This window comes from Nonomuraea sp. NPDC049158 (genome assembly GCF_040648335.1).
Classification (GTDB): domain Bacteria; phylum Actinomycetota; class Actinomycetes; order Streptosporangiales; family Streptosporangiaceae; genus Nonomuraea.
On sequence record NZ_JBEZDM010000020.1, the window covers coordinates 112937 to 126227 of the forward strand.

The following is a 13291-nucleotide window of genomic DNA, read 5'->3' on the forward strand; positions in this document are numbered from 1 at the left end:
GTCATGAGCGGTCGAACCAGCGGGTCGCCGAAGGCGTGAGCAGCATGATGACGAGCACCAGCGGTATGAGCGTGGCCGAGACCAGCCTGGGCCAGCCGAAACCGCCGTCGATCGCGTTCGCCAGGAGGGAACCACCGACCGAGACCACTTCGACGGCGATGACACCCCAGCGCACGAGCTTGCGCCGCGAGGACCAGCGGGAGAGCAGCCAGCACATGAACGCGGTGACCACGGCGCTGTAGAGGAGTAACAGGAGGAACGGCCCGCTGAAGGCGAAAGCGATCGTGCCGATCATGATGGCGAGCCTGACGAGGCTGAAGGCCACATCGAGGGTCATGACGAACCTGGCGGCTCGCATGATGGCCGGCATGCGCTCGACCTGGACCGCATCTGTCACATGATCAGGGTAGTCCTCTCGAGGCCGGGGCGCGATCACTCCCAGGTCACGGAGTCCGGGTCCACACCATGGGCGGCCGCGCTCGCGAAGATCACCTCGCGCAGCCAGACGGCCAGCCCCGGCTCCAGGGTGTCGTAGTGCTCCGCGAAGCGCGGATCCTCCACGTGCATCCGCCCGATGCACACCTGCATCGCACGCGTACAGTCGAAGTGCTGTGAGATCGACGCGCGGTGCCGCTCGGCGAGCGTGTTCGCCTCGTCGCTGCCGGGCGCGACCCCGCCGCGCTTCGCGGCGGCGAGCTCGGCCTTCAGCGCCTCCGCCTCCGCCGCGAACCGCTTCCAGTCCTCCGGTGTCTTTTCAGCGGCTCGCTCGAGGTACTGGGCCCATTGCGCGCTCTCGCCCCAGCGACCCGCCGCCTCCTCGGTCCAGTCGGGCCGCCAATGGCTGCCGAAGATCTCGACCTGCTCTTCCGGGGTCAGCCGCATCCCCGAGTCGGCGGCCTCCGTCACGCGATCGACCGCGCGGATCATCGCCTGGAGGCGGGTGATGCGCTCGACCAGAAGCGACCGCTGCCGGCGTAGGTGCTCGCGCGCGTCGGTGGCCGGGTCGTCGAGCACCCGGCCGATCTCGGCGAGGGAGAAGCCGAGCTCCTTGTAGACGAGCACCCGGTGGATCCTGGTGATGTCCTCGGTCGAGTACACCCGGTAGCCGGCCCAGGTGCGGCCGCTTGGGCGTACGAGGCCGACGTCGTCCCAGTGGTGCAGCGTCCGCACGCTGATCCCGACGAGCGCGGCCGCGCGGCCGACGGTGAGGCCGTCTGTCCCGGCGTCCCCTCCGTCGATGGCGGATCCGGGTTCGCGGATTTCCCTCGTCATGGGCTCAGTCTCTCTCATCTTGAGACTCGCTCTGGGATGGCGGGCGCCTGCTGACGAGGTAGGCGGCGATCTCCTCAGGTGGCGTCGGTCGCCCGGCGGGAGTCGTCGGTGTAGCGGGCGGCGGCCTCGGCCGCCTTGCGGGCCAGGGCCTGGCGAAGCTCGGCCGGGGCGAGGACCTCGGCGTCGGTGCCGAAGGCCAGAAGGGTCTCTGCCGCGCCCAGGGAGCGGAAGCGCAGTTCGACGGTCACCCGCTCCGATTGGCCGCCAGTGCCGAGCGACAGGTCGGCGGGAGGAGGTCCGGCCAGGTCGGCTTCGTGGATGCGCAGGAATCTTCCGAGGGTCTCTCGACGGACGCTGACTGTGACGAGCAGCGGAGCGGGGATGTCGTCGATGTGGCGGCGCAGGCTCTCCCAGACGTCGGCCAGCTCCAGGCCGGCGCGGCGCTGGACGGGCTCGTCCAGGAGAGCGGCGGACAGGGAGCGGTCGGTACGGAAGAGTGCGGGCTCGCCGCGATGGTCGGCCACCAGGTACCAGACGCCGGCCTTGTTGACCAGGCCGTAGGGGTCGAGGGTGTAGGAGCGGACGCGGTTGTCGCGGCCGTGCCGGTAGCGCAGGCGCAGCCGCCGGTCGGTGAAGATGGCCTGCTGAAGTACGGCCAGGTCGGTTGTGGGGCCGGTGGCGGCGCGGGCGGGTCCGGCGCGCCAGCGCACCGGGTCGATGAGGATGCGGCGGCTGGCCAGGTCGGCGTCCGGCCGGTGCGGGGCGGGCAGGGCGGCCATCAGCTTGCGCAGCGCGGAGCCGAGGGCCTGGCCCAGGCCCAGCTCGGCGTGGGCGTGGTCGGACAGCAGCACGAACAGGGCGCGGGCCTCGTCGGTGGTCAGGCCGGTGACGTTGGTGCGGTAGCCGGGCAGCAGGGCGATGCCGCCATGGGGGCCGCGCACGGTGTAGACGGGCACACCGGCTGCCGACAGCGCCTCCACGTCGCGCATGACGGTGCGGACCGACACCTCCAGGCGCTCGGCCAGGTCGCCGGCGGGCAGCTGTCCGTGGATCTGCAGCAGCAGCATGATCGACAGCAGGCGCTCGGATTTCATGGCTCCAAAATCACTCTTTTATATGACACTACCTGACATATACCTCGGTGAAGATGCAGGTAGACGAGCCGCCGGCAGAGGCGGTTCGGACCCTGATGCCAGGCGGCGTCCGTGAGGGCGCGCCCGCGCGGTCCGCCGCCGCCCGGGAAGAGTGAAAGGAACCTGCTATGACCGCGACTAACGGGCTCGCCCAGAAGATCGCCGAGGACTTCGTCCACGCGTGGACCGGCAAGGAGGTCGAGAAGGCCCTGGGCCTCCTCGCCGACGACGTCGTGTGCGTGGCCCCGACCGGCACATTCGAGGGGGTGGAGGGCTACCGCGCATTCCTCGAGCGGTTCGCGAACTCGCTCATCGGCGCCACCGTCATCGACGTCCTGGGCAACGACACGAACGCGGCGACCGTGTACTCCGTCGACACTCCCATCCTGAAGGACTTCCGCGGCATCGACTACATCACCGTCGAGAACGGCAAGATCACGCGCGTGATCAGCGTCTTCGACATGCTCCCGATGCACCTGGCCAGAGGTGGCGACCAGCACTGACCCGGCCATCTGTACGGCTCCGCGAAGAGCGGATCACCGGTGGGAGGGGGTCAGGACGAGGCGCCGGCCGGGGGCGGCCGGGGTGTTCCATGCCTGTTCGACCTGGTCCAGCGGCATGGGCAGGGGGTCCACGGCCAGGGCGCCGGAGGCGATCTCCGCGGCGAGGGACGGCAGTTCGGCGATGATGCCGGCGGCGGTCAGGGAGCCCTGGCCGCTGCCCATGATGTTCAGGTTCGCCGCGCGCAGCAGGAACGAGGGCAGGGTGATGTCCTGGCCGGCCATGGAGCCGATCTGGATCCAGGCCAGGGCTTTGGACCGGTCGGTGCGGGCGGTCAGCAGGGCGGGCATGGCCTGCTGAGTGGGCCGGCCCCACAGGTAGTCGATGACGACGTCGACGTCCGCGGCCGTCCGCGCGAGCCGCTCGGCGACGTCGTCGGAGCTGGAGCCGGCCGCGCCGAGAAGCGCGGGCTGGTCCAGCGCTCGCCTTCTCCCCACGACGGCCGTGCCGTGCTGGTCCGCCTCACCCCTGAGGGCAGGCGGTTCGCCGAGGGGTGCGCCGCCGAGATCGGCCGCCGCGTCATCGGGCTCACCGACCATCTCTCCGCCGCTCAGCGCGCCCAGCTCACCCAGCTCGCCACCGCCCTCGTGGGAGTCCGGCCCGTATCGGGCTGAGCGGCCTGTTATCCCCGGGGTATATACCCTCAGGGTATAGTGCCTCCCATGAGCGTACCCCTTGCCCTGCTCGGCCTGCTGGAACGGGAGCCGAGTCACGGATACGACCTGAAACGCGACTACGACACCTTCTTCGGCCGCGGTAAGCCCCTGCCCTTCGGCCAGGTCTATTCCACGCTCGGCCGGCTGGCCAGAGACGGCAAGATCACCGCCGGGCCGAGCGAGCCGGGCGACGGCCCCGACCGTAAGCGCTATGCCATCACCCCGGTGGGTACGGGCGAGGTCGAGGAGTGGCTGGCCGAGCCGGTGGCGGCCGAGCCGTACCTGCAGACCGTACTGTTCACCAAGGTCGTGCTGGCCCTGATGCTGGGACGCGACGCGGTGGGTTACCTCGACGCCCAGCGGGCTACGCATCTGCGGCGCATGCGCGAGCTGACCGAGATCAAGCGCGCCGGCAACCTGGTCGACGCGCTGCTGGCCGATCACGGGCTGTTCCGCCTCGAGGCCGACCTGCGGTGGATCGACGTCACCCAGGCCCGGCTGGACGCGCTGACGGCGGCGGTGCGCGAGCGATGATCGTCAACCCGGTGCTGCGGGCCGAGGGGATCAGCCGCTCCTTCGGCAACACGCCCGCGCTGCGCGAGGCCAGCCTGTCGGTGAGCGCGGGCGAGGTCCTGGCCGTCATGGGACCCAGCGGTTCCGGCAAGTCGACGCTGCTGCACTGCCTGGCCGGGATCTTCACCCCGGACAGCGGTGAGGTGTGGTTCGACGGGCGGCGCCTGGACACGCTGAACGACGGCCGCCGCAGCGAGTTGCGGCGCACCGCCTTCGGCTTCGTCTTCCAGTTCGGCCAGCTCGTGCCGGAGCTGACCGTGGCCGACAACGTGGCGCTGCCGCTGCTGCTCGGCCGTACCCGGCGCCGCCGGGCCTACGCGCGGGCCGCCTCCTGGCTGGAGCGGCTGGAGCTGGCCGAGCTGGGCGGCCGGCGTACGGGGGAGCTGTCCGGCGGGCAGACGCAGCGGGTGGCCATCGCCAGAGCGCTGGTGACCGGGCCGCGGGTCGTCTTCGCCGACGAGCCGACCGGCGCGCTCGACTCCCTCACCGGCGAGCACGTGATGGAGCTGCTGGTGGGCCTGGCCCGCCAGGAGGGCACCACCGTGATCGTGGTGACCCACGACGCCCGGGTGGCCGCCAGCGCCGACCGGGAGGTCGTCGTCCGCGACGGCCGGGTCACCGACCCGTACGCCAGCGGGCTCGTCCGATGATCCGGCTGGGCCTGCGACTGTCGCTGAGCAGCGGCAGGGAGGCGGCGGCCAGGCTGGCGCTGATCGTCGCCGGGGTGGCGGCCGGCGTCGCGGTGCTGCTGGGCACGCTGTCGCTGTTCAACGCCTTCCAGACCACCAACGACCGCCAGTGCTGGGAGTGCACGCGGGGCACCGCCCCCAACGGCTGGGCCCTGGACGTCACCGCCGACGGCGCGCTGTGGAACCTGCACGAGGACTACTACGCCGGCCAGATGATCACGAGACTGGACGCCGCCGCGCTCGGCACCCGGGCGCCGGTCATCCCCGGCCTGTCCCGCATGCCCGCTCCCGGCCAGTACTACGCCTCGCCCGCGCTGGCCAAACTGCTGGACTCGGCGCCGCGCGAGCAACTCGCCGATCGCTTCCCCGGCACCCGTGCCGGGCTGATCGGCCAGGCCGGGCTGTCCGGGCCCGACGAGCTGGCCATCGTGGTGGGGCGGACATCGGGGCAGGTCGCCGCCATGCCGGGCGCCACGCAGGTCGACACGGTCGCCACCGAGCCCGCCACCGACGGCAACGCCGACATCTACCGGTTCGGCTTCGGTGTCGGCGCCATCGCGCTGATCGTCCCGCTGCTGGCGCTCGTGGGCACCGCCACCCGGCTGGCGGCCGCCCGCCGGGAGACCCGCCTGGCGGCGATCCGGCTGGTGGGCGCCACCTCCCGGCAGATCAACGTGCTGGCCGCGGTGGACGCCGCGCTGGGCGCGCTGCTCGGCGCGCTGGCCGGCCTGGCGCTCTTCCAGGTGGTACGGCCCGCCCTGGCCGGGGTGCGGATCACCGGCGTCCGCTACTTCCCCGAGCTGATCGCCCCACATCCTTGGCAGTACGCGGCCGTGCTCGCCTGCGTGCCGGTCGCCGCGGCGGGCGCCGCCCTGTGGTCGCTGCGCCGGGTGCGGATCTCACCCCTCGGAGTGGCCAGGAAGGGCGCGGCGCCCGCGCCGAGGGCGTGGCGGGTGATCCCGCTGCTGGCCGGGCTGGGGCTGTTCGCGGGCCCGGTGTTCCGCGGCGGCAACGACCTCGACACCGTGCTGGCCGTGGCGGGGCTCGCCCTGATCATGGTCGGGCTGATCCTGGCCGGCCCCTGGCTGACGATGCGGGCCGCTCGCCTGGCCGCCCGGCGGACCCGGAGCGCGGCGACGCTGGTGGCCGCGCAGCGGATGGTCGCCGACCCCAGGGCCGCCTTCCGCGCGGTCAGCGGGCTCGTGCTGGCGGTGTTCGTCGGCACGGCGCTCGCCGGCATCGTCCCCGCGGTGCTGTCGGGCCAGCAGGCCGTGGCCGGGGGAGCGCTGAACCACGTACTGCGCGCCCAGTTCGCCCGGCCCGGCACCGCGGGGCTGTCCCAGCGGACGCAGAAGGACCTGCTCGCCCGGCTGCGCGGCTTCCCGGGTGTGGACGTACTGCCCATCTACGCCATGGCGGAGCAGCCGAGCGGCCCCCCGCCCGCGGACGGTCAGCCGCCCGCGAGAACCGCCGTCGAATGCGCGAGCCTGGCCCGCTTCCCCGTGCTCGGGCGCTGCCCGGCGGCCACGCACGCCGTGGCGGGAGCCTTCTACCGCGTGGTCAACGTCGACAACCCGCTCACCGTCGACAAGATCCTGCCCCTCGCGGGCGCCGGCAGCAGATCCGTCTCCTCCACCACCGGCCTCGACATGGAGTCGATCCTGATCGGCACGAACGACCCGGCGGCGGTGGAGCGGATCCGCACGCTGCTGGCCGAGCACACCGCCGAGGCCCCGATGACCTTCGCCGAGGTCGCCCGGGTCAGAGCGACCCTGTACACCCAAGGCCAGAACATCGCGCTGGCCGTCGTCGCCCTGACCCTCATCGTCGGCGGCTGCAGCCTCGTGGTGGCGGTCGGCGGCGGGCTGGTCGAACGCCGGCAGCCGTTCACCCTGCTGCGGCTGGCCGGCACCCCCACCCGCACCCTGGCCGGGGTGGTGCTGCTGGAGTCCGCGCTGCCGCTCGTCCTGGCCGCCGTGCTCGCCGCCGGCGCCGGTTTCGGCGTGGCCGAGCCGCTCGTCGGCCAGCTCGCGATGAAGAAGGCCACTCTGGCGCTGCCCGGCCCTGTCTACTTCGCGACCGTCGGCGGCGGCCTGACCGCCTCCCTGCTGGTGATTCTCGCCGGTCTGCCGCTGCTCAGGCGCCTGACCGCGCCCGACAACGCCCGCTTCGAATAGGAGCCACATGAAGCTCATACCGCGACCTGCCCTGCTGGTCGCGCTGCTCGTGCTCGCCTCCGTGATGGTGGTGGTGCACGCGACCGCGCCGTCCGCCGCCGCCGCTGCCGCCGACGAGCGCTACTCCGCCACGATCCGGCGCACCGAGTACGGCATCCCGCACGTCTCCGCCAAGGACTACGGCGGTCTCGGGTTCGGGTACGGCTACGCCTTCGCGCAGGACAACCTGTGCGTGCTCGCCTCGTGGGTGGTGACCATGCGGGGCGAGCGGTCCCGCTACTTCGGCGCCACGGCCATGTCCGACGACCCGGTCCGCCCGGTCACCAACCTGTCCAGCGACGTCTACTTCAAGAGCGTCACGGACTCCGGCGTCGTAGGGCGGTTGCTGGCCCGGCCCGCGCCGGTGGGGCCGGGCGCCGAGGTGCGCCGCCTGGTCGAGGGCTACGTCGCGGGATACAACCGCTACCTGGCCGACACCGGTGCGGCGAACCTGCCCGATCCCACCTGCCGGGGCAAGGCCTGGGTCGGCCCCATCACCGCCACCGACATCTGGAACAACCTGCTCGACCTCAACCGCATGGTGGGCAGCTCCGGACTCAAGGACGCCATCACCGGAGTGCGCGGACCCGAGCCCGACGGCCCGGAGCGGAAACCGGCCGCGGGCAGCAACGGCTGGGCGCTGGGGCGTCAGGCGACGCGCGACGGCCACGGCATGCTGCTGGCCGACCCGCACTTCCCGTGGAACGGGATCCGCCGCTTCTACCAGGTGCACCTCACCATCCCCGGCGTGCTCGACGTCTCCGGCGGCAGCCTGTACGGCACCCCGGTCGTCCAGATCGGCCACAACGCGAGCGTGGCCTGGACCCACACCGTCTCCCACGCCCAGCGCTTCACCGTCTACCAGCTGAAGCTCGCGGGTGATCGGAGCAGCTACCTGGTGGACGGCCAGGCGGAGCCGGTGGGCCGTCAGGAGGTGGAGGTCATCCTGCGGGACGGCACCACCAGCGGCCACACGCTCTACACCTCGCGCTACGGGCCGGTGCTCGCCGTCGGCCAGACCGACAAGGTCGCCTACGCGCTGGCCGACGTCAACGCCGCCAACCTGCGCGCGGCCGATGAGTGGCTGGCGATGGGCAGGGCGAGGAACCTCACCGAACTGCGCGCGGCCCAGAACACCTACCAGGGCATGGCGTTCGTCCACACGCTGGCCACCGACGTCGGCGGGACCGCCTACTTCGCCGACGCCTCGGTCGTCCCCCACGTCACCGACGCCCAAGCGCGCCGCTGCGCCAAGCCCTCGCCCATCCCGGGCCTGGAGGCGTACGTCCTGGACGGCTCGACCACCGCGTGCCTGTGGGGCAAGGACGACGACGCCGTGGTGCCCGGCATCTTCGGACCGGCCAAGCAGCCCAGGCTGACCCGCGCCGACTACGTGGCCAACTCCAACAACACCTTCTGGATGACCAACCCGGCGGCGCCGCTGACCGGCTACCCGCAGGCGTGGGGTCAGGCGCGCACCGAGCTGGAGCCGCGCCCCCGGGTCAGCCTGGACATGATCGCCCAGCGGCGGTCCGGCGCCGACGGTCTCGGCGCGCCCGGCTTCACCCTGGAAACGCTGCAGGCCACCGTATACGGCAAGCGCAATTACACCTTCGAGCTCATGCGTACGGACCTGCTCCGGCTGTGCCGGGCGAACCCCGTGCTGGCCACCTCCGAAGGCGAGCGGGTGAACGTGCGCGAGGCCTGCCGGACGCTGGCCGACTGGGACGGGCGCGCCACTCTCGACGGCCAGGGGGCGATCCTGTGGCGGGAGTTCTTCACCCGGCTTGAGCGTCCCACCAGGCCGGGAGAGCCCATGTACAGCCCCTGGCGGGTGCCGTTCGATCCCGCGCGCCCGCTGACCACCCCTCGGGGGCTCAAGGGCGACGATCCGACGGTCCGGCAGGCCCTGGCCGACGTTGTGCTCTTCTTCCAGACCAACCGCGTCCCCCTGACGCTGACTCCGGGCCAGGCGCAGCGCTACGCCTCGATCCCGCTTCCCGGCTGCACCGAGGGGGAGGGCTGTTTCGACAGGGTGCGCATGCGCGGCCCGCTCGGCGCCGACGGGCGCTACCCGGAGGTGGACACCGGCTCCAGCTTCATGATGGCCATCGAGCTCACCCCTGACGGGCCGCGTGCCCGTACCGTCCTGACCTACTCCCTGTCCGCCAACCCCGCCTCGCCCCACCACACCGACCAGACGGTCCTGTTCTCGCGCGGTCAGTGGGTCACCGAGCGCTTCACCGAAGCCGAGATCGCCGCCGCACCGCGGCTGAAAACGGCCACGGTGCGAGGGTGACGGCTCAGCTCAGCCGTCGAGGCGCACGGTGACGGTGACGCGGCCCGCCGCGTCGCGTCGGGCGACCGCGTGCCCGGTGCGGTCGGCGCCGTCCAGGTCCAGCGATATCGGGCCGCCCTCGTCCAGGAAATTGCGCCACCACTTCTTGGCGTCCGGCATCTGCACGCCGATGGTGACGACGTCATCCGCCCGCCGGTAGGCGACGGGTGTGCTGAAGACACGTCCCGAGCGTCGTCCCGTGTAGGTGACGATCGTGAGGTGTTCGCGCACCAGCCGGCCCCAGCGAGGAGAGGAGCGCAGCGCGGTCGCGCAGGCGTTGACACGGGTGACCGCTCGCTTCGGCAGGGTTCCTTTAAAGGGCACGAATCCTCCATCCCGGTAACTGGAGGGGTATCTCCAGTTACCGGTCACCGTAGCACGGTAAGTGGATTACCCCATCCGGTTGGCTCGGCCAAGGGGCCTATCGCCCGCGACGCAGCCCGCGCAGGAAATTCCACAGTGCCGAACGGGGCGTTGCCTGCCCGGTGGCGGCCTCACCAGCCGGGGACGGCTGCGCGTCCACGGGGGCGGGAGCGGGGACGTGGGGGCTGGCGAGTTCGTACTGGACGGGCAGGGACCGCAGCGCTCGCATGAAGGGGGAGGGGCGCCAGGGCAGCTGGTCGGCCGGGAGTGCCAGCTTCATCTTGGAGAAGCGGTTGAAGAGCCGGCGTACGGCGATCGTGGTGATCTGGGTCGCCAGTCGCTGGCCCAGGCAGCTGTGCGGCCCCGCGCCCCAGGCGAGGTGGGCACGCGTGCTGCGGATGGCCTGCCGATCGATCGCCCCGGCGAATCGCGGGTCGGCGTGCGCGCCCGCGACGGAGAGCATGACCGGGTCCCCGGCGGCGATCGTGTAGTTGCCCAGCTTCACGTCCGTCATCGGGAACCGGAAGGTCAGGTTGGCCATCGGCGGATTGAGCAGGGCGACCCGATTGACCGTCTCGTCGATCGAACCCACCGACAGGCTCTCCCGGACATCCGGATTGGAGATGACCTCGACGACCACGTTGCAGACGAGGCTGGCGGTGAAGTCCAGCAGGCCGGGCAGCATGAGCAGCTCGCGGGCCAGTTCGTCCAGCGTGAAGTCCGGCTTCGCCTCGATCATGTAGGAGGGCAGGTCGTCCCCGGGACGGTCGCGCTTGCTCGCCGCGAGCTCCGTCATGGCGGCGTACAGCCGCTCGAACGCCGCGGGCGCGTCCGGCCCGGCGTCGATCATCCGCCAGAGGTCCATCACGACGTCCTCGCCGCGTGAGGCGGCGAAGCCGAGCATGCGGTTGGCGACCATCAGAGGGAGTGGCCGCGCGTACTGCGCCGCCAGGTCCGCCCATCCCGTGGCGCCGCCTTCCGCCAGCGTGTCGAGGAGGTCGTCGGCGTACCGCACGATCGAACGTTCCAACTGCTGCGCCTGGATGTGGCTGGGGTTCTGGAACGGCGCGAGCGCGCTGGTCCACGCGCCCCGCAACTCGCGCTGCGTCGCCCCCTCCTGGAACGCCGAGCTGTTGACCTGGAAGACGGGCAGCAGCGGCCAGTCCGCCGGTAGCCGCCCCTCGATGTTGGCCTGCCACCTGTCGACGTGCTTGCTCCAGATGCCGCCCGTGTTCTGCAGGACGCGCAGCACTTCCTCATAACCCAGAGCGAACCAGACCGGCACCCCCAGGAGGTCGACCGGGGCGACCGGCCCGTACGTGGCGCGCAGGCGTTCGTGCACGAGGGCGGGATCGGCGTCGTATTCCCTGGTCAGCAGCGGTTCTATGGACGTCGATGGTGGTGTTTGCGCAGGCTGCTGGGGCCACGAGCCATGGGTCACGGGGACGAACTACCTCTCTGGTTGCCGCTCCTGTCGCCACGTCGGTGCAGATGTAACAGCACGAGTGATGCGCTCTGGGAGCTTTCGGCCGATTCGCACAAGAGGTCAGTAAGCATCACGTATCCCGCTGGTCATGGCAAGAGTTCAGCCTGATGGACGGCGCCGGGGGCGCCAGCTCCTTACCTGCCCCTTTCCGGGGGCGCCGGCTCCTTGCTGCCTTCTTAGGTAGAGCAATCTAAAGTCCTAGAAGTCTAGATAAATGGAGTGATCGTGATCGAGTTCCCTCTGGACGGAGCGCTATCGGTCTCGCGCCCCGAGGCTGGCCTCATCGGCGGCGGTACGGCCCGCCGCCCAGCCCTCCCGGTCCCAGGACGTGCGCACCGCATGCGAGACCAGGTTCGGGAACATGCGCTCGACGGCCTGCTCCACCTCCTGTTCGCGGGCCGCCAGCACCGGCACCAGGTCGGTGCCCCGGCTGGCGCTCTCCTGCGAGACCGCGGCCGCCGTGGCCTCGGCGAGCCGCTCCCCGATCCTGGAGGCGAACGCCGAAAGGAACGACTGGCGGAACGTCTTGTTCCTCGATCGGCCGGTGCCGTGCTTTCTGGTGCCCGAGTTCACCAGCGCGGTCTGCGCCTGCACCAGCAGCGAGGTGAACAGCATCTCCACCCAGGACAGGTCCGCCCAGAACCCCAGCACGGTGGCGAACCCCAGCTCCTTCGACCAGATCACCCGGCACCTGTTGGCCTCGGCGATGAGAACGAGCAGCACGGCCTTGGGCTGCTCGTACGGCGCGTCGATGCCGACCCGGATGCCCGCCGGGGCCTCACCTCCGCCTGGTCGCGCGTCCAGCATCGCCGCGTCGATGCTGTACTTCGCCATCAAGCTCTGCGCCGCCGACATGAACGTCTCCGCCTCCGCCTCGTACGCCGTCGACTCCGCCTTGGCGAGCAGCGCCCGCACCCGCCCGAGCGTCTTCTCGCTGACCACGTGCGAGCGTGCCTGGACCGTACGGCGAGCGGCCCCGGGCGGCGGGCTCAACGACTCCAGCCGGGGCAGCCCGGTCAGCAACCCCAGCAGTTCCAGCACGCCGGAGACGGTCACCAGACGGCCGGCCCCGTCGCGCGCCTGCCGCGCCGCCAGGTAGCCGCCCTTCCACCACACCGCGGCCTCCAAGCCGGCGAGTTGGTCGCGCCAGCGCTCATCAACCGTGGTCTGCTCATAGGCCCGCATCTCCCAGGCGATGAGGTCGGCCGCCGCCCGCCCGTGCCAGTCGGTCAGCCGCCTGGCCGCGATCCTGACCACGTCGGCGGGCTGCCAGCCGTTGCGCCACAACCCCGAGATCGCCCGGGTCACGACCTCCACCAGCACGCGATCGGCGTCGTCCCGGTCGGCCAGGAAGGCCGCAGCGGAGTCGAAGGCCGCCTGATCATCGCTGGCAAGCGCCTCCATCGCCGCGCCGATCAGCTCATTGGCCTTGCTCACACGTGCCGTCCACCTTAAAGAAAGTCCGCCAGAACCCTACCGTGACAGAGCACCGTCCCCGGCTCACCGGCGCGGCGGAAGGCGGCGAGGTCCAGACCGACCCCGGCTGTGTTGTCGTCTCGACCGCCGCGAGTCGGCTTGAGTCCCGGTCCTCAAGCTGACGAGAATGCTTGTCCGCTCTTGTGCCACCCGGTGCAGGGCACGCTGGGGCGTGCCAGCATCGTGCTGACCGTCGGCACCTATGTTTCGGTGCTGCCGCAGCTGTATCACGACAGCGCCAAGCGGCCGCGCGGCTGGTGCTGAAGGCGGTGCGGACGACCAGCCGGAAGATCGGCAAGGCCCGGGCCGGGACCTGACCCACATGTGGCTCACCGTGGCTCACGATCAGACGACACGACTACAGATGCGCGTAAAGCCGCAGGTCGGTGTGGTAGGGCGGGCGGAACTTGAACCCACGACCTACGGATTATGAGTCCGTGGTTTTGCGTGTCACGCGGTGTCGGGATGTGTCGCGGGATCAAGCGGTTCTGAATGCGCGGCGGCCCACCTTTATCGGTAGCGACGAGG

General features: G+C 71.2%; 13 protein-coding genes. 6 read left to right on the plus strand and 7 right to left on the minus strand.

What is annotated here, in order from left to right:
* Position 1: 1 nt before the first annotated feature.
* The 3 genes from AB0B61_RS35170 to AB0B61_RS35180 form a co-directional block, all read right to left on the minus strand.
* The gene (locus tag AB0B61_RS35170; protein ID WP_358441318.1) at positions 2-397 is read right to left on the minus strand and encodes a hypothetical protein; all 396 of its coding nucleotides are present in this window, start codon (positions 395-397) and stop codon (positions 2-4) included.
* A 35-nt stretch (positions 398-432) separates the two neighbouring features.
* Positions 433-1272 carry a MerR family transcriptional regulator gene (locus AB0B61_RS35175; protein ID WP_358441321.1) on the minus strand — a complete coding sequence of 280 codons (840 nt, stop codon included), beginning with the start codon at positions 1270-1272 and terminating at the stop codon, positions 433-435.
* Positions 1273-1346: 74 nt separating this feature from the next.
* Entirely contained in the window at positions 1347-2366 is a 1020-nt protein-coding gene (locus AB0B61_RS35180) for a YafY family protein (protein WP_358441324.1), read from the minus strand.
* 167 nt (positions 2367-2533) lie between these two features.
* On the opposite strand from AB0B61_RS35180, the gene AB0B61_RS35185 reads away from it, so the two are divergent.
* Complete coding sequence (locus tag AB0B61_RS35185; protein WP_358441327.1) at positions 2534-2908, plus strand: nuclear transport factor 2 family protein; 375 nt, start codon at positions 2534-2536, stop codon at positions 2906-2908.
* Between the two features lie 33 nt (positions 2909-2941).
* Here AB0B61_RS35185 and AB0B61_RS35190 read toward each other — a convergent pair whose 3' ends face one another.
* Positions 2942-3403 carry a hypothetical protein gene (locus AB0B61_RS35190; RefSeq protein ID WP_358441329.1) on the minus strand — a complete coding sequence of 154 codons (462 nt, stop codon included), beginning with the start codon at positions 3401-3403 and terminating at the stop codon, positions 2942-2944.
* Positions 3404-3415: 12 nt separating this feature from the next.
* Between AB0B61_RS35190 and AB0B61_RS35195 the strand changes: the two genes are divergently transcribed.
* From AB0B61_RS35195 to AB0B61_RS35215, 5 genes are read left to right on the plus strand one after another with little or no spacing between them, the layout of a single operon-like run.
* Positions 3416-3580, plus strand: coding sequence for a hypothetical protein (locus AB0B61_RS35195; RefSeq protein ID WP_358441332.1), 165 nt, complete (start codon positions 3416-3418; stop codon positions 3578-3580).
* A gap of 48 nt (positions 3581-3628) precedes the next feature.
* Positions 3629-4156 (plus strand): PadR family transcriptional regulator, encoded by a 528-nt coding sequence (locus AB0B61_RS35200; RefSeq protein ID WP_358441334.1) that lies wholly within the window; start codon positions 3629-3631, stop codon positions 4154-4156.
* A complete protein-coding gene (locus AB0B61_RS35205; protein ID WP_358441337.1) occupies positions 4153-4845 on the plus strand; it encodes an ABC transporter ATP-binding protein in 693 nt (230 codons plus the stop codon). The genes AB0B61_RS35200 and AB0B61_RS35205 overlap by 4 nt, the downstream gene beginning before the upstream one ends.
* Positions 4842-7061, plus strand: coding sequence for an FtsX-like permease family protein (locus AB0B61_RS35210; protein ID WP_358441340.1), 2220 nt, complete (start codon positions 4842-4844; stop codon positions 7059-7061). The genes AB0B61_RS35205 and AB0B61_RS35210 overlap by 4 nt, the downstream gene beginning before the upstream one ends.
* A gap of 7 nt (positions 7062-7068) precedes the next feature.
* Complete coding sequence (locus AB0B61_RS35215) at positions 7069-9399, plus strand: penicillin acylase family protein (protein ID WP_358441343.1); 2331 nt, start codon at positions 7069-7071, stop codon at positions 9397-9399.
* A 9-nt stretch (positions 9400-9408) separates the two neighbouring features.
* On the opposite strand, the gene AB0B61_RS35220 is transcribed toward AB0B61_RS35215, so the two are convergent.
* The 3 genes from AB0B61_RS35220 to AB0B61_RS35230 form a co-directional block, all read right to left on the minus strand.
* The gene (locus AB0B61_RS35220; RefSeq protein ID WP_358441346.1) at positions 9409-9762 is read right to left on the minus strand and encodes a hypothetical protein; all 354 of its coding nucleotides are present in this window, start codon (positions 9760-9762) and stop codon (positions 9409-9411) included.
* A gap of 97 nt (positions 9763-9859) precedes the next feature.
* Entirely contained in the window at positions 9860-11242 is a 1383-nt protein-coding gene (locus tag AB0B61_RS35225; protein WP_358441348.1) for a cytochrome P450, read from the minus strand.
* Positions 11243-11539: 297 nt separating this feature from the next.
* A complete protein-coding gene (locus AB0B61_RS35230; RefSeq protein ID WP_358441350.1) occupies positions 11540-12724 on the minus strand; it encodes a DUF2786 domain-containing protein in 1185 nt (394 codons plus the stop codon).
* Between the last annotated feature and the right edge of the window lie 567 nt (positions 12725-13291).